The 17,047-nt window shown below is 31.0% G+C and carries 9 protein-coding genes and 1 tRNA gene; 4 read left to right on the forward strand and 6 right to left on the reverse strand.

From position 1 onward, the window contains the following. Window positions 1–12: 12 nt before the first annotated feature. Window positions 13–1,401, reverse strand: a complete 1,389-nt coding sequence (locus tag BTO06_RS02035) for a dipeptidase (RefSeq protein ID WP_100923730.1) — start codon at window positions 1,399–1,401, stop codon at window positions 13–15. A 148-nt stretch (window positions 1,402–1,549) separates the two neighbouring features. Here BTO06_RS02035 and BTO06_RS02040 point away from each other — a divergent pair. The 3 genes from BTO06_RS02040 to BTO06_RS02050 all read left to right on the forward strand — a co-directional run bounded on the left by BTO06_RS02040 (window position 1,550) and on the right by BTO06_RS02050 (window position 5,034). Continuing rightward, a tRNA-Leu gene (locus tag BTO06_RS02040) sits at window positions 1,550–1,631 on the forward strand. Window positions 1,632–1,999: 368 nt separating this feature from the next. Then, window positions 2,000–2,770: a hypothetical protein gene (locus BTO06_RS02045; protein WP_100923731.1), complete on the forward strand. Its 771-nt coding sequence runs from the start codon at window positions 2,000–2,002 to the stop codon at window positions 2,768–2,770. A 674-nt stretch (window positions 2,771–3,444) separates the two neighbouring features. Further along, complete coding sequence (locus tag BTO06_RS02050; protein WP_100923732.1) at window positions 3,445–5,034, forward strand: hybrid sensor histidine kinase/response regulator transcription factor; 1,590 nt, start codon at window positions 3,445–3,447, stop codon at window positions 5,032–5,034. A gap of 506 nt (window positions 5,035–5,540) precedes the next feature. On the opposite strand, the gene BTO06_RS02055 is transcribed toward BTO06_RS02050, so the two are convergent. Together BTO06_RS02055 and BTO06_RS02060 are read right to left on the reverse strand one after the other, a co-directional pair. Further along, window positions 5,541–7,334, reverse strand: a complete 1,794-nt coding sequence (locus BTO06_RS02055; RefSeq protein ID WP_100923733.1) for a YfiR/HmsC family protein — start codon at window positions 7,332–7,334, stop codon at window positions 5,541–5,543. Next, entirely contained in the window at window positions 7,331–10,054 is a 2,724-nt protein-coding gene (locus BTO06_RS02060) for a TonB-dependent receptor (RefSeq protein ID WP_232731499.1), read from the reverse strand. The genes BTO06_RS02055 and BTO06_RS02060 overlap by 4 nt, the downstream gene beginning before the upstream one ends. Window positions 10,055–10,230: 176 nt before the next feature. Here BTO06_RS02060 and BTO06_RS02065 point away from each other — a divergent pair, with 176 nt between their 5' ends. Then, window positions 10,231–11,766, forward strand: a complete 1,536-nt coding sequence (locus BTO06_RS02065; protein WP_100923735.1) for a YifB family Mg chelatase-like AAA ATPase — start codon at window positions 10,231–10,233, stop codon at window positions 11,764–11,766. 2 nt (window positions 11,767–11,768) lie between these two features. Here the strand turns inward: BTO06_RS02065 and BTO06_RS02070 are convergent, their stop codons facing one another. From BTO06_RS02070 to BTO06_RS02080, 3 genes are all read right to left on the reverse strand, one after another. Next, window positions 11,769–13,142, reverse strand: a complete 1,374-nt coding sequence (locus BTO06_RS02070) for a hypothetical protein (RefSeq protein ID WP_100923736.1) — start codon at window positions 13,140–13,142, stop codon at window positions 11,769–11,771. 74 nt (window positions 13,143–13,216) lie between these two features. Continuing rightward, complete coding sequence (locus BTO06_RS02075) at window positions 13,217–15,568, reverse strand: DUF7452 domain-containing protein (RefSeq protein ID WP_100923737.1); 2,352 nt, start codon at window positions 15,566–15,568, stop codon at window positions 13,217–13,219. A gap of 18 nt (window positions 15,569–15,586) precedes the next feature. Beyond that, complete coding sequence (locus tag BTO06_RS02080; RefSeq protein WP_100923738.1) at window positions 15,587–17,041, reverse strand: M12 family metallopeptidase; 1,455 nt, start codon at window positions 17,039–17,041, stop codon at window positions 15,587–15,589. Window positions 17,042–17,047: the final 6 nt, after the last annotated feature.

The following is a 17,047-nucleotide window of genomic DNA, read 5'->3' on the forward strand; positions in this document are numbered from 1 at the left end:
GCCTTTTGATTATTATTTACTTAATTCAGCAAAGTATTTGTAGAAAAATGGAATGGTTTCAATTCCTTTTAAATAATTCCAGACACCAAAATGTTCGTTTGGAGAATGAATAGCGTCTGAGTTTAACCCGAATCCCATTAAAATAGTTTTGCTATTTAACTCTTGTTCGAACAATGCTACAATTGGAATACTTCCACCACTTCTTTGTGGAATAGGAGTAACACCAAATGTTTCTTGATAAGCCTTACTCGCTGCTTGATATCCAATATTGTCAATAGGAGTTACATATCCTTGTCCACCGTGATGCGGAGTAACTTTAACTTTTACACCTGCTGGAGCAATATTTTCAAAATGAGATTTAAATAACTGAGTAATTTCTTCCCAATTTTGATTAGGAACTAATCTCATAGAGATTTTAGCATATGCTTTTGAAGCAATTACAGTTTTAGCCCCTTCGCCTGTGTATCCTCCCCAAATCCCATTAACATCCAAGGTAGGTCTAATTGAATTACGTTCATTAGTTGTGTAATCTTTTTCACCATAAACAGCATCTATATCTAAAGCATTCCTATACTCTTCTAAAGAAAAAGGAGCTTTAGCCATTTCATTTCTTTCATCACGTGAAAGTTCTTCAACCTTATCATAAAATCCAGGAATTGTAATATGATTGTTTTCATCATGTAATGAAGCAATCATTTTTGAGAGAATATTAATAGGGTTTGCCACTGCACCTCCATATAAACCAGAATGTAAATCTCTATTCGGTCCTGTTATTTCAACTTCAACATAACTTAAACCTCGAAGACCAGTAGTAATTGAAGGGATATCCTTAGCAATCATCCCTGTATCTGAAATCAATATTACATCATTTGCTAATTTTTCGGTGTTTCTTGGAACAAACCATGCTAAGCTTTCAGAGCCAACTTCTTCTTCACCCTCAATCATGAATTTAACATTACAAGGAAGATTTCCTTGAGAAGTCATGTATTCTAATGCTTTTACATGCATATACATTTGTCCTTTGTCATCACAAGCTCCACGGGCAAAAATCGCTCCTTCTGGATGAATGTCAGTTTTTTTTATAATAGGACTGAAAGGAGGTGAATCCCATAAATCAATTGGATCTGCCGGTTGAACATCGTAATGTCCGTATACTAAAACTGTCGGAAGACTTTCATTAATAATTCTTTCCCCGTAAACAATAGGGTATCCTGGGGTTTCGCACAATTCAACTTTATCACATCCTGCTTTTTTTAAAGATTCCATGATTGCGTCAGCAGTATTTAAAACATCTTGAGAATAAGCCGTGTCTGCACTTATAGAAGGAATCGTCAATAAATCAATAAGTTCTTGAATAAATCTGTCTTTATGTGTTGATATATATTCTTTAATGGTTTGCATTGTAAATATTTATTTCAGGCTAAGTTAATTCATTTTTAAAGAAATTTATGTTTCAATTTCTAAGTGAATAAAAAAAATAACACAAAATGTATATTTCCGTTTGTGTTTTGAATTCTTTATGTATATTTGCAGACCAAATTTAAGCAATGCGGGTGTGGTGGAATTGGTAGACACGCTAGACTTAGGATCTAGTGCCGCAAGGCGTGGGGGTTCGACTCCCTTCACCCGTACTATAAAATGCAACAAACTATTAATTGGTTCGTTGCATTTTTTTATACTACAGTTAGTGAGTGATTACTTTAATTTTTATTCTATTTTTAATTAGTAAAAAAACCTCTACAATTAATTTCTTGAATTGTAATTTTAAAGTTGAGTACATAGCTTAATTATAATAAAATTGTACAAGTGCGGTTTTATTTTTTTTGAGTTAGAAACCTATCTACTAGTCAAGTTCAAAATTAATTAGATGCAAGAAGACGACTGAGATAGTTGCTTATTATGAGTTTGTTTAAAAAAATCTATTCTTTTAACATTTAAAAATATATCTTGTAATTATCAAAATATTATAGTACTTTCCTTTAAACAATCTATATTAACTATGAATTACAAAAATGCACTTAAAATAGTTGTTAGCTCTTTTTTAATAATTATATCGTTGAATTCCTGTTCTCTTTACACGACTAATTCCTCAGACCACGGACAAGGTTTTCATGGAGGTAATAGCTCATATCCAGATGGATGGCAATGGAATCAAGGTAATTATTATTACCAAGGAGCATGGCATAGTAGATTACCATATAATTACTACGGTTCCTATTTCCATAATGGTACTTGGAGAACTGCTCATGGAAATTCAAATAATAATCAAGGAAGTTATCCGCCTAATTGGCAATATAATAGAGGGAAATATTACTATTACAGAGGTTGGCACAGCAGATTACCAAGTAATTATAGAGGAACCTATTTTTATAACGGAGCATGGCATACTGCGCATGGAAACTCTAATAATGGTAATCACGGATCTTTTCCTTCGGGTTGGCAATGGAATCAAGGAAAGTACTATTATCAGGGAGGTTGGCATAGTAGACTTCCGAGTAATTATAGTGGTTCTTATTTCCATAATGGCTCATGGCATACTGCTCATGGAAACTCTAACAACAACAATAATGGATTTCCTAACGGTTGGCAGTCAAATCAAGGAAGATATTATTATAATGGTGGTTGGCATAGTAGGTTACCGAGTAATTTTAATGGAAGATACTTTCACAATGGTTCTTGGCATACTGCTCACTGGCATTCGGGTTCAGGAGGATCAGGTTTTAACGGTGGGAGTAAACAATCTCGCGGTAGTGTCAAAAAATCTAATTAAGATTATGGAGATATAAATACTGAAGGTGACATAATTTCTTATTTTGAGTTATGATGTTTTTGAAAGTCAATTTATAATCTAATCAATTGGTTGTTTTGCAATTTACTTAGGTATGGTGATTTTATTGATAGTCCCATTTAGATCGTCAAGCTTATTATATAATTAATCACAAAAGCAACTATATGATGACTTCAACGATTGATTTGTTTCATAAAATTAATTCAATTTGAGCTCATTTGTTTATTTGTGTTTAATTTGAACTAAACAAGATTATTAATATTAAACGTACTCTTTTATTAATTACTAATTTTTGAATAAGTATTATAAATGTCCTTGTTTTAATTTGCATGAATTTAAAGATGTACTTTCTATGTGGATAGTTTATTAATATAGTTCTAAGTGTAAGAACTAATAGTATTAACTTTAAGGCTAATTCTATTGATTTTCTGTAGACTTATTGAATTAACTTTGTTGATGTTTCTGCTTATGGATCAGATTTATTTAGGTGTTTTTTAGACCTACACAAGCATAAGAATAAAACAAAATTCTTATACTAACAATATGCGAACAACGAAATTGATTTACTTTTATGGATAATTTAAGTAATTATTAAATTAATAATAATCAAATTTATATTTATATAATTTTTTTAGTTAATTCTAGTATTAAATAGAATGAAAGAAATAAAGTATCATGGGGATGTAGAGAAGTATCGTAATATTGATTTATCTAATTTTTTTAATGCTATTTCATATGATTTTAAGACAGTTGCGTCTTTAATACTCTCATCTACAGACTTTTTACTGGAGTCAGCTGATAAGAATAATGCAAAAGAGCTTCATTTAATTCGAGATAATTCTAAGTTACTTCTTAAAATGATTAATCATTTAATAGACTTGCGAAAATTGTATAATGATGAACTTGAGTTAAAAATTTCGAAAACAAATATTGTCGATTTCGTAAAAGAAATTTTCAGTGAATTAAAAAGTACTGCGGCTAAGAAAAAGATTGACTTTATTTTTACTGATAATGAGATAGATAGCTGTGTTTTTATTGATAGAGATTTAATTTATAAAGGAATATATAATTTACTCATAAATGCGATAAAGTTGACAACTTTTGAAGGAGTCATACAAATTTCAATAAAAGAAGATTTGAATTTCGTTTTTATAAGCGTAGAGGATTCTGGGATAGCAATCTCCGAAGTTGATTTAAACCAAATATTTTTACCCTTGTACCAGCAAAGTAGTTATAATAAAACTACTTCAGGAGTTGGGTTGTATTTAACAGAACAATATGTTAAACTTCATAAAGGAGAAGTCAAAGTACAAGCTGGTGAGCAAAAAGGAATTATTTTTTCAATAAAATTACCAAAAGGGGAAACACATTTCAACAAAAATCAGTTAATAATTACTGAAGACTTAAGAGCTGACGATATTTTCAAAGAAAATGAAGAATCAAAAAGTCAAATAGAAGACAAACTTGAAGTAAATACTAGAGATATTGTTTTATTGATAGAAGATAATGATGACCTAAGATTCTTTCTGAAAAGTAAACTGAAGAAAAACTACAATGTGTTTGAGTCAGATGGAATTTCGGTAGAGAATATGGTTTTAGAAATTGTTCCGGATATAATTATTAGCGATTTAAATTTACCAGATAAAAATGGCTTTGAAATTTGTGAGTTTATTAAAAATGATGAAAGAACTTCACATATTCCAATTATTATGTTGACTTCCTTAAATACTGATGAGGCTCATCTAAAAGGACTGAAATCTGGAGTTGATATGTTCTTAACCAAACCTTTCAATCTTTCTGTTTTATCACAATCAGTGGAAACATTACTAAATAATAGAAGGCAACTTCAAAAATACTTTTCTCAGTTAAATTCTAATGAATCAAATCAGAATGTTGTAAAAGAAAAGGACAAAGCGTCAGATAAGCAAGTTGTATTTGTCAATAAAATAAACAAGTTAATTAATGCTAATCTCGATGATTCAAGTTTTTCTGTTGAAATTTTAGCAGATGAGTTACATATATCTCGCGTACAGTTATACAGGAAAACGAAAGCCTTACTTGGAATAACTATAAGCGATTATATTCAAAACATAAGATTAGAAAAAAGTAAGGTATTTTTGTCTGAAAATAGAGACTTATCAATTGCTGATATTGCTTACTCTGTTGGTTTTTCATCTCCAAATTATTTCTCTACTGCATTCAAAAATAAGTTTGGAAAAACTCCAAATGAGTTTAAAAGATCATAGGTTCTAAAGTTTTATTGATGTAACTTAATTGAATTAAAATCTGTTAAGATATTGATTTTCAAGAGTTAAAATGGTTTTTTTATTTGTAACAATTTTGAAAGGGAAAAAGACTCTATCTATATAATTTTAAAATGTCTTTTGGGGTTTATTGAAATACTAGTGAAGATTTTTTAGGGGATTATATATTCTTCATTATATTTTACGAAAGATTTTAAAGTGCGATGTGAATAAATCGCACTTTTTTTATTTCTTAAAAGTAATTCATAAAAAAACAACAAAGCATAACTGCCTTGTTGTTCTAGTTATTTAAATCTTAATTTGCGCATAAAACTTCATCCCCCAATGTAATTTTAATGCATATTTTACTCTTAAGATTCTCATTTTTTACAAGCGCGAAATTATAGTCTATTAATGTATAGTAGTTTCAAATTTGTTTCAAAAACTCTTTTAAGATAAGTTTTTGCTACTGTGTGTTTTATGGGGATTTCTTATAATTATGTTACATTTTACAGAACAGGAATAGTAAAATGAAATGTTGTTCCGATGGCTTTTTCAGATTCAAGCCAAATTTTACCTCCAATAGATTCTACGATTTTTTTACAATATGCTAAACCTATTCCAGTGCCATCATAATGTTCTTTTGAATGAAGTCTTTTAAAAATTACAAATATTCGCTCTCTATGTTCTTCTGCTATGCCAATGCCATTATCTGAAATCGAAAACTTCCAATAAAATGAATGGTTGTTATCAGGTGAAATCTTTTGATAAGAGATATTGATAACAGGATCTGTATCAGGTTTTTTGAACTTAATAGCGTTATTAATTAAATTTTGAAACAATAATCGTAGTTCAATTGTAGAACCTTTAATAATCGGTAATTCTACTTTATTTATCGTAGCATTATTTCTTGATATAAGACTCGATAAATCTGTTTCTATATCTGAAATAAGTTGGTTACAATTAATTAAATCCGCAGTTGATTCTGAATTTCCGAGTTTAAAGTAACCTAGTAATGCATCAATAAATTGCAATCCACGATTACTAGCTCTGGTTATAAAGCTTACAAACGTACTAGCATCTTCACTTAGTTCTTCTTTATGATTTTCTTCTAATTCGTTAGCAAAACTAAAAATAGAAGCTAAAGGTTCCTTCAAATCATGACTTGTAATATGAGCAAATTGCTCTAATTCTTTGTTTTTAGCTGCCAATTGGACTGCCTGTTTATGAATTTGATTGTTCTTTATCGCGAGCTGTTTGTTAAATTGTTTTAATGTATCGTAACTTCTATAAATTAAAAAGCTAATTAATAAGATAAATCCAACTAGAACTATGAGAAGATAATTGATTGTTTTTTGAGTGTTTAATTTATGATCTTTCTCTTTTAATATGGTTTCTTTAAGGTCAATGTCTTCTGATTGTTCAACTAATTTTTTGCGTTGTTCCTTTATCTTACGGTTAATTAAATGAATGTTTTTTTCTTGTTTTTGTATCGACCCTAATTGTTTTTGTATTCGTTTCTCAAGTTTCTTTTCAATCAGTAACTTTTCTTTATACTTTTTCTTTTGAAACTCATTTTCATCAAAAAGCTTTTCAATTTCTTCTGTTTGTTCTTGGATAGATTCATCCTTAACAGTAAGTTCTTTTTTCTGAACTTTAATGGTTTGTTGTTGAGATTGAATTTTTCGTTCTTTATTTACAATAACCTCCTTTTGTTTTGAGGTTGTCTCTTCTGCTTTCGTTAATTCGTTTTCGGTCGTCTTGTACAGTTGTTTCCATTTTTCCGAAGATGATATTGCAAATTTTTTTAATGAAGGGGCAATTTTAAAATTTTCTTTAGAAAGTAATTGCTCATTTATTTCGTAAGAAAAAGAATTGTTAACGCTCATGATGTTAATCATTGAGGTATTATAACCATAATCTTCGGTAACTAATAGAATATTTTTATTTGAGATTTTTTGAAGAAGATAAAGAATGTCGTAATTAAATTTTCGGTTTACAAAAACTAGTTGAACATTTTTAATGTCTTTAATAGAAGAGAACTGTTTAACTTTAACAGATTTGTTTTTAATTTTTCTCCATTTTGATAGGTCTTTTAAGTTTGAGTAAACCTGATCTTTCCCTAAAATACCAATGGTAAAATCACTATTAAAATTTTTTACCCAACCAATTTGTTCGGCAAAATTAAATATAAACAAAGCTCTTTGTCTTCTTTTTACCTCTTCCGATTGAGTGAAAGAATTTATGGTGTGTAAAAGGGCGATTAGTGCAAAAAATAGAAGCTTTGTTCTTACTTGTGTCATAATTTGAAATCTAAACGTAAAAAGTAGTGAGCTCCTTGTACTCCAAATTGTTGAACTCGCCTACTATACGTAAAATTACCCTGGCTTGTATTTGCGGAATGTTTGTGTTTATCTGGTAATATATTGAAAACATTATTTGCACCAAAACTAAGGTTTATCCAATTTTTGAATTTATAGCTTATAGATAAGTCTGTCAAAACTTTAGGAGTAAAAGTTTGATCTCTAGATTCTATATTTCCTGTAAATTCATTTAGTACCCAGTTATTTTGATCACCATCATTCGGATGTATATAAGTAACCTTACCAAAATACGTGTTACGAATTTGAAAACCAAAATTACGCCAGTCGTAAGAGAAAAATGAGTTTATTTTAAAGTTAGGTTGAGCTGATTCTATACGTGCGACTTCTTCACGATTGAAAATAGCATTTTCATTAATGCCTCCTATTTGTCCACTTTCTATGTTGATTCTATCTACTTTAGTGTTGTTAAAGTTTGCAGCTAATGATGCATACAATTCTCCTTCCCCTATTTTATCTCTAAAATTAATCACTGCATCAATACCTTCTGTACTAGAGTCTATTGCATTAGTTAAGAATTGAGCTGAACTTACATTAAATGGTTCGAGTATGGTTTCAAAACCATCTTCTAGCCTTGCCGATAAAACAATTCTATCTTTAATAGAAACCTTATAAACGTCTAAAGAAAAGGTAAACGTATTATCAATTTTACCACTAACTCCTAAGCTAAAATGATTGGATAATTCAGGTTTTAAATCATCTAGTTCAAAAGCATCATTAACAATAGCACTTTCGCTATTAAAAGTTCCAACTTCTTTAATTTCACCATCGATAAATTGATTACTGACATTTTGAAAATATACCTGATGAAGTGAAGGCGCTCTAAATCCTGTTGAGAAACTAGCACGAGCACTTAAGTTGTTAGAAAAGCTATATCGCGAAGCAAGTTTCCATATAGTTTGCCCAGAGAAATCATTATAAAATTCATAACGCACAGCGGTTTTAAGAAGTAAAGCTTCGGTTGGATTTAATTCGACATCCAAATAAGCAGCAGCATTTGTTCTAAATCTACTTAATGCATTTTCTGGTCTAATTCCAGGAAATACTTGGGCGCCAGGAATTCTTGGCTGTTCCATTCCGTTATTATCAATATATGTACTTCCACCATCAATATAGGAAGCTTCTTCACCAGCAATAATTTGATAATTTTCAAGTCTCAATTCTCCTCCAATTGCAAGATTCAATCCTTTTAAATAATCATAGTTTTTTGTTAAATCTAAATTTGTAGTACTCAACTGATATCTAAATCCACCAGAATTAAAAGCTCTCGGAGATGAAATGCCTAATGAAGCATTATTTGAGTTTTCAACATTGAAACCTATAGTGTTAATTCCTAAAGATTGACTAAAATCAATATTCCAATCATTCTTAACTCCTGTTATTCCAGCAGTCATGGCATCATCTCGAATATCAGTTAAGATCTTTGGAGAGAATCCATTTGGATTTAACTCGAGTACAACCCTGTCTTCATCTTTTGGAAAACGGTAAAAACCTCTTGAATTTCCTTGGCGATTATTTCGACCTCCATTGAAATAAAATTTTGTCTTTTCACTTATAGGAAGTTCACCATTAAAGAAAAAACTAAGATTTTGTGTTCCTGCATTACCAATTTCCATTACTCTGCGATCAGTAAATCCTGTTAAATTAAAAAAGTTATTCTGATTAATCAATTGAGAGTCTACACTAGGATCATTATTATATACTTCACCAGTATACTTTCCTGCTCTATTGGTAGCTTCTCTTCGTCTATACTCCGCGGTAATATTTAAAAACCCTTTCTCTCCTATTTCTAATCCTAAATTCGCTCCAAAATATCGTGTTTTTCCGTCTCCAGCATCGTTAGTACCAACTTGACCATCTAAATTAATAACTTCAGTTTGTTGTTTAAGAATGATATTAATCACCCCAGCAATTGCATCGGAACCATACTGAGAAGTGGCGCCATCTCTCAAAATTTCAATTCTATCCACCGCTGATTTTGGAATGGCATTAAAATCTGTTCCAACACTTCCTCTTCCTACAGTTCCGTTTACGTTTAAAAGAGAACTTGAATGTCTTCGTTTTCCATTAATAAGAACTAAAACTTGATCTGGACCTAATCCTCTTAGACTCGCAGGATCAATATGATCCGTACCATCGGAAATAGTTTGATGGGTGGAATAGAATGACGGAACTAAATAATGTAGAATTTGACCAATCTCTATATGTGAAGAATTTGAAATTTCCTCCGGAAAAATAATATCAACAGGTACTGTGGTTTTTAAAAGTGACTTTGGCTTTGCTCTTGATCCTAATGAAATAGGTTCATCAATTGAAAATCCTGCAGATAATGTAAAGTCTAAATGAGCATTTTCTCCAACATTCACTTTAATTGCTTTGGATAAAGTATTATACATTATAAAACTCACGTTTAAAACATATTCCCCTTCCTCAACATTAAATTTATAATATCCATTTATATCAGTAGATGTTGAGAGTGAAGTTCCTTCAATGCTCACTTTCGCTCCAGGAATCGTCCCTCCAAATTCATCCGAAACTGTGCCAGAAATTGAAGCTCTATTTTGTGAGTACATATTAAAATGAATTAATGCACTAACAATTAAGGAAAACCTTAACATATATTTGGATGAAATATTTTTCAAATAGAATTGTTTAATTGAATTTACAGGGTTTTTTATTGATTTTGGGGTAGACTTAGTGACAAATATATTTAAAATTTTGTTAAACAATATAAGTGAAGTGTTAATGAATTTCCCAATGTTTTTGCTTGTTAAGTTAAAAACTATTTAATTAGCATAAAATTGTAAAAAGAAAAAATATGCTAGTAAAAGTGCATGGCTCGGCCGTTTTCGGTGTCGAGGCTATTACCATAACCGTTGAAGTAAATATTGACAAAGGAATCGGATATCATTTGGTTGGTTTGCCCGATAATGCAGTACGTGAAAGTTCATATCGAATTTCTGCAGCCTTAACAAATGTTCATTATAAATTACCTGGGAAAAAGATCATTATTAACATGGCGCCTGCTGATATTAGAAAAGAAGGAGCCGCTTATGATCTAACTATTGCAGTGGGGATTTTAGGAGCTTCTGGACAGATAAAATCAAGAACAATTGACGAATATGTTATCATGGGAGAGCTTTCCCTTGATGGTAACTTGCAGCCTGTAAAAGGAGCATTGCCAATTGCAATTAAAGCCAAAGAAGAAGGGTTTAAGTATTTGATTTTACCAAAGGAAAATGTAAAAGAAGCTGCTATAGTTGATGGATTGACTGTTTTTGGAGTTGAAAATATCAAAGAAGTAATTGATCATTTTAATGAAGAGGTTTTTTTAGTTCCAACAAAAATTGATGCTTTTGAAGTTTTTAATTCCAACAGTAATGATTTAAATTTTGATTTTGCTGATGTAAAAGGACAAGAATCGATTAAAAGATGCATGGAAATTGCGGCTGCAGGAGGACATAATATTATTCTTATAGGACCACCAGGAGCAGGGAAAACAATGTTAGCAAAACGATTACCATCCATCTTACCTCCAATGACATTAGAAGAGGCCCTTGAAACAACAAAAATTCATTCTGTTATTGGAAAAGTAAAAGATTCTGGAGTATTGTATCAACGTCCGTTTCGTTCTCCACATCATACAACTTCTGATGTTGCTTTAGTAGGTGGTGGACAATATCCACAACCAGGAGAAATATCATTAGCACATAATGGTGTTTTATTTTTAGATGAACTACCCGAGTTTAAGCGTTCGGTTTTAGAAGTAATGCGCCAGCCTTTAGAAGACAGGGAAGTTACTATTTCTAGAGCAAAATTTACAATCACCTATCCAAGTAGTTTTATGTTAGTAGCAAGCATGAATCCAAGTCCTTCTGGGTTTTTTAATGATGAAAATAATCAGTTTTTATCTTCTCCAGCAGAAATGCAACGATACATGAGTAAAATTTCTGGTCCGTTGTTAGATAGAATAGATATTCATATTGAAGTAACACCAGTTCCTTTCGAAAAATTATCAGAAGAAAGTAAAGGTGAAAATAGTATTACAATTCGTGAGAGAGTAATAAAAGCGAGGTTAATTCAATCAGCGCGATTTAAAGAATTTGAAAATATTCATTATAACGCTCAGATGACTGTCAAACAAATTCGTGAGTTTTGTAAATTATCTGAGGAAAGTAAATCCTTGTTAAAGAATGCAATGGAAAAATTAAGTTTATCTGCAAGAGCTTACGATAGAATTTTAAAAGTCAGCCGAACAATTGCAGATTTAGATAACTCTTTAGAAGTGAATACATCTCATATTGCAGAAGCAATTCAATATAGAAGCTTAGATAGAGAAGGTTGGCTAGGATAATATTATATATCGTTGAAATAAATGTAGTTTTCTTTTATTTCTTCCTTATCAACTATTATTAGCTCTTCATCTGAAGAAGTGTACTTTGAAATTGAATAAGCAATAGAACTGTTTTTATCATGTGCAAATCGGATTGATTTTAAGGGTAAATCGTCATTACTTGAAAAGGTTAACGTTTTTGTTTTTTGCTTTTCTTGCTGAAAATAATGTAGATTAAATTTAACTTTTGTGATGGATTCATCCTCAAAAATAGTTGGATTCATTTCAATATCAATAATCTCGTTTTTGATGTTTTGCTCATTTTGTGAGGAAGTAATGTCGATAATTGAACTGCATTCTGGTTTATCAATCCATTCTGATATAGTTCGATTTCCATTTGTAGTTATTTCAGTAATTCGATAGCGCATAGGAGCGTTCATGTTTATAGCATAAGGAAAGTTAATTGACTGACCATATAAATCTGAATACTTTTTTCTGAATTTAGTTTTGATTTTGATTCTCTTATTATTGGAAACACTTGTTGCTTCTATTTCAATGGTTTTCATATATAATTCTGGACGTAAATTTTCCTTGAAGTCATAACATTTCACTTCAATAGCTGCATAAGTTGGAGGTATTTCTTCGTTTAAATCAATTTGTTTAATAATGTCGGGATACTTTTTTGTGTTTACATTTATGGTCAATGTATTACTCTTAATAACTCGATTTTGAATGTTTTTAGATGTGTCATTTAAACTGTCTTTTTCAAATTTCTCAACTAATTCTTTTGACCCAATTATTTGTTCGTTATTAACCGATACATTCGAATGATAAACATAGTTTAAATTAACACCCAGTAAATTATCTTTTAATTGTTGGTTTAATAATTGTGATTCATATTGATTCAAACGAATTGTATAGGTTCTTTTGGTCCAAAACGAATTTGAACTACTAAAACCTGATTTATCACTAGCTTCTAAAACTCCTTCATTTTCAATTGGCTCATGTCTTTTCTGGTTGTTTTTTTCAACAGGAATAATTAGCCTTGTATTAATGTGCGAAATAGGTAAAGGCCTAAGAGCATAAATTCCGTTTTTCTTTAAAACTGACTTTATATTTTTGAGTTTTTCAGTAGGGATTTTTTGCATAGCTACTCCAAATTGAACAATACTCATAAATTTCTTTTCTCCACTATCACTTGAACATTTGGTTCCTGTATAACGAAGATCTAAAAAGTTGAAATCTGGCTCTCCATTTGCAGTGGTATTTAGAATTAAATTACCAGGCTCATAATAAAACAATAGAGGATCGGCGGTATCACGAAAAATTGCTACACCATCAATTATCTGTTTTGAGCTGAAATCAACTTGTGCAAATAGATGAAAAGTATTAGCCATGAAAACAAAATTAAATATGTTTACTAAAAACTTACCGATCCTCATGATTGTTTATCTTTGAATGAAAATTTTATTTATTCCTCGTCTTCTTTAGGGGTGTCCTCTTTATCTTTTTTTTCTAGAATCTCGTCTAATAATTCTTTCCCTTTTTCAATCAATTTATCTTTATGATCAGAAAGAAGAGAGTCTTTGAGTCTTTCAAGTTCAGATTTTTCTTTATGGTCGTATAATTTTTTAATTTGACTTTCACCAATAACCAATAAACTTGAATTGCTCGTTTCCCATTTACTGGTTTTAACCTCTCCATCTTTCATAATAGTTATAAGTTGATAACTATAAGAAAGTTCCTTGTTTTCAGGAACAAATAATTGAATTCCTTCGAATTCTTGATCGTCTTCTTTTATACTAAATGCAGGAAAAGTAATTTCATTTACCCCATTCGGATCTGCTTGAGTAGACTTAATTATAAGTTTCATTGAATGGGCATTAGAATATGATAATGCATTTAGTATTTGAACACTTAGGTTGGTGATTTCATTATGAGATGTACCTTTGATAATTTTCTTTTTCACATTCTGGTTACATGTATTACAATCTTTATTTAAAGTATAATCTAACCAGAGTTTAACGATATTGTTTTTACTGTTTAGTATACTGCTTATTTCATAAGGAATATTTAGAGTTTCACCAGTTGCGATTTCTTCGCTTTCTAAATTAATAGTTTCAAAATAGTTACGACTTCCTTGTTTTCTTAATAAAACTATACTTTTCGGAACAATTGGATAGTCAATAGGATTAATCCAGTCGTCAAGAAGTTCGTTTGTATTTGAAAATTCAATTTTACCAAAAGTTAAAGGAGAATTTACTTCTAGATTTACAGGAACATTAATCACTGTAGTTTCATCTCCGTAAGGTCTAAATTCTAGATTAATATTTACTCCAATATTATTTAACATTGCACCCACAAAATCATCTATATTACTATCCATTTTCCAATCTAGTATGATAGGTTTATGATAATCAGAAGGAATACTTGTGTTAATGCTTTCAGGTTTCACATTGAAATTCGTTAGTGTTGCTCCAAAATCTACTTTAGGAACATCTCTTAAATCCATAGGCATTAATTTTACAGGTTTTCTAAGTTTACTCGCTAATAGTTTTTCTGCAAGTTTTATATCTTCACTACTAACTTGTGGAGTTAACTCCGCATTAACTAACACACTCCCTCTTGTTCCTTCTGCCGACATGTAATAAATATTGAAAGCATATTCATTAGTTTCTTTATTCCACATTAAGGTGTACTCAGATGGGAAATAATAATAGACATTAGAGTTATTATTTTTATCTTTATAAATCTTACGGAATACATTCAGTTTTTCAATAAATGAAATAAAAGAGTCTCCATCTAACAATGTTTCAATATCTTCATATTTTGTAATATCTGGTCCGTTTCTTTCCTTGTTGTTTGCAGTATTTGATCCTGAAGTTCTAAAAGGAATATATTTTACCAGTCCAATATTTTTTAAGCCTTTGCTGTCAATTCTATTAGGTTTCGTATCTGTTTTTACCAAAACCGGAGGTTTCGTAATTAAGGGAAATAAACCTTTTTTAGAAGAAAGAGAGATTACATTGTAGGCCTCGTTACCTTTTAGTTGACTTCTATTTTCATTGTAAACGCACCATTTGTTATTGCTGTACCAAACACCAATCGGATTTTTAAAATTCTTAATAGTAGTTTGAGAATTGAATGTGGCGAAAACTAAAGATTTATCTTTCTTGTTTGTTTTGCTGTTGTTTATATAAGTAATATGTCCCTTTTTATTCAAACTATTAACCTTGTGTTTGAATATATTAGAATTTACTAAAATATTAAACTGAGCTCCTTTTGGTATTGTTTTGCCATCGGTATTAAAAATATTCCATTGTTTTTTTGAAGATGAATAGTAAACACCAATTGGACTTTTGTTATATGGACCACTAGAACCCAAATTTGGAGTCACTAAAAATGTAGCATTAGGGTTTCTATTAAGTTTTGGATGTGAAACAACTACTGATTTTGTGTTCGTTTTTGCTCTCACAATAAAAGCATTATTTGATTTGTTCGTTACCAATACGTTGAATTTAGTATTTGCTTTTATGGGAGTTCTATCTTGATTAAAAACAGTCCATTTTTTTCCATTGTACCAAACACCAACAGCTTTTGTTTGATAGGGTCCTAGTTTTCCATAATCGTGAGTTACAATAAGAATCTTATCTTTCTTTCCATTAGAACTGCTATGGTTTATGGACGATATATGTTGTTTCGTGTTCGATGAGCTGACTGTATGTTTAAATACAGTTTGAGCTTTTACCATTGTTACACTTATTAGTAATGCAACTAAAAAGCTTAGATATAACAATGATTTTTTGTCAAAGTAGGTTTTCATAATGTTTCATTTAAGTTTTTAGTAAGCAACATAAAAAGCACTTGGTTCGCTAAGTTCCCTGAAAGCCAATGTTTCTTGTCGATTCACAAATTCTTGATAAGTTAATTCGTATACAGAACCTCTATTTGAACTTCTAAAGCTTGTCATTCCTTGTTCCCATGGATCATAAATTTTTAGTATTGTCCCATTTGGTGTTCCATCACCTCTAATACCTGCAACTACAACCACATGAGCTTTGTTTTGTAGATCAGTAGCAACCCATAATGGTCCACCTTTTAAAAGAGATGCGAAACCTTCTACTGTATAACTTTGTGGCTGATCGTATTGAAATCCCCATACACTGAACATTTCTGTATTGTCTGGAGGGAGTCCATTTTTGTAGAAATAGGTTCTCCAACCGTTGACTCCATTTGCAATATCTTCTGGGCTGATACTTCTAACATTATCTCTCCATGCAACAATCATTGCAGCTGCTGTAGCCCAGCAAGAAACTCTAGAAGTTTGAGGGATTAATCTGATTGGATATGAAATATCAAAGCTACTATTTGAAGTTGAAGTGCTTGTACCTGTGTCGCTAGTTCCAGAATCATCGCTTGAAGCAGTACTTGTAGATGATAACGCCCCGCAAGCAGTTGGATAGATACCATTGATACTTGCAATATCCGTTGCACTCATTCTATTTCGTTGACCAATAGTAACACCACTTCTTTTCGGAACAATTGTTGTCATACGTCCACCTCCTATTTTTGGTTTACCAAAGGCAGTTGAGCCATAGTGCATAATTGAACCATAATCATAATTGCCCATATTTCTTCCCTCTGGCCAGAAAAGATGATACCAACTTTGATTGTACTTTTTGAAGTTGTGAGACTTTCCTGGTATCATAGCTGAATCTTTAATAGTTACATATCGATCTCTATCATCTCTACTTTGCTCATGATAAAAACCTAGAGCATGCATCATTTCATGAACAGCACTTCCTCTTGTGTTTCCACAACTGTCACCAATTCTAATTGTTTGTTTTCCTCCAACTTTCCCTATTCTAGAAGAACCACAAATTCCTGCTTGATATACAAATTCAACATAATCTGATTCCGCAGTTCTTGGAACTACACAAACATTAGTATTTGTATTGATATGATTAATAGCCCAAAGTATATCTGCTTGTTTTGGATGACCACTTGCAATCACATAAGGCATTTTTGAACCACTCCATCTACTACTAGAAGAGGCTAAAGTAGCTCCGCCACGACCTCCAGATTTAGGAAACACAATGTCACCTTCAAATAGGTATTCGTTATTAATTTCTGTTACTTTTATTGTAGTTTCTCCTGACGTAAATGGCAGCGTTACTCGAATTTCTTTAGTTGTACCTGAAGTGTTGTTTGGGTACCCTTCTTGTGCTATGGTTACTTGAGCTAAGAAACCGAATAGCATCGCTATTATTTTTTTGATGTGTTTGTTTGATTTCATGATTTC

Source organism: Tenacibaculum sp. SZ-18 (assembly GCF_002813915.1).
Taxonomy (GTDB): Bacteria; Bacteroidota; Bacteroidia; order Flavobacteriales; family Flavobacteriaceae; genus Polaribacter.

Bases quoted from the DNA above. Each gene is read 5' to 3' on its own strand.
- BTO06_RS02080 (WP_100923738.1), bottom strand. From the start codon at position 17,041: ATGAAATCAAACAAACACATCAAAAAAATAATAGCGATGCTATTCGGT.
- BTO06_RS02035 (WP_100923730.1), bottom strand. From the start codon at position 1,401: ATGCAAACCATTAAAGAATATATATCAACACATAAAGACAGATTTATT.
- BTO06_RS02055 (WP_100923733.1), bottom strand. From the start codon at position 7,334: ATGACACAAGTAAGAACAAAGCTTCTATTTTTTGCACTAATCGCCCTT.
- BTO06_RS02045 (WP_100923731.1), top strand. From the start codon at position 2,000: ATGAATTACAAAAATGCACTTAAAATAGTTGTTAGCTCTTTTTTAATA.
- BTO06_RS02050 (WP_100923732.1), top strand. From the start codon at position 3,445: ATGAAAGAAATAAAGTATCATGGGGATGTAGAGAAGTATCGTAATATT.
- BTO06_RS02070 (WP_100923736.1), bottom strand. From the start codon at position 13,142: ATGGCTAATACTTTTCATCTATTTGCACAAGTTGATTTCAGCTCAAAA.
- BTO06_RS02075 (WP_100923737.1), bottom strand. From the start codon at position 15,568: ATGAAAACCTACTTTGACAAAAAATCATTGTTATATCTAAGCTTTTTA.
- BTO06_RS02065 (WP_100923735.1), top strand. From the start codon at position 10,231: ATGCTAGTAAAAGTGCATGGCTCGGCCGTTTTCGGTGTCGAGGCTATT.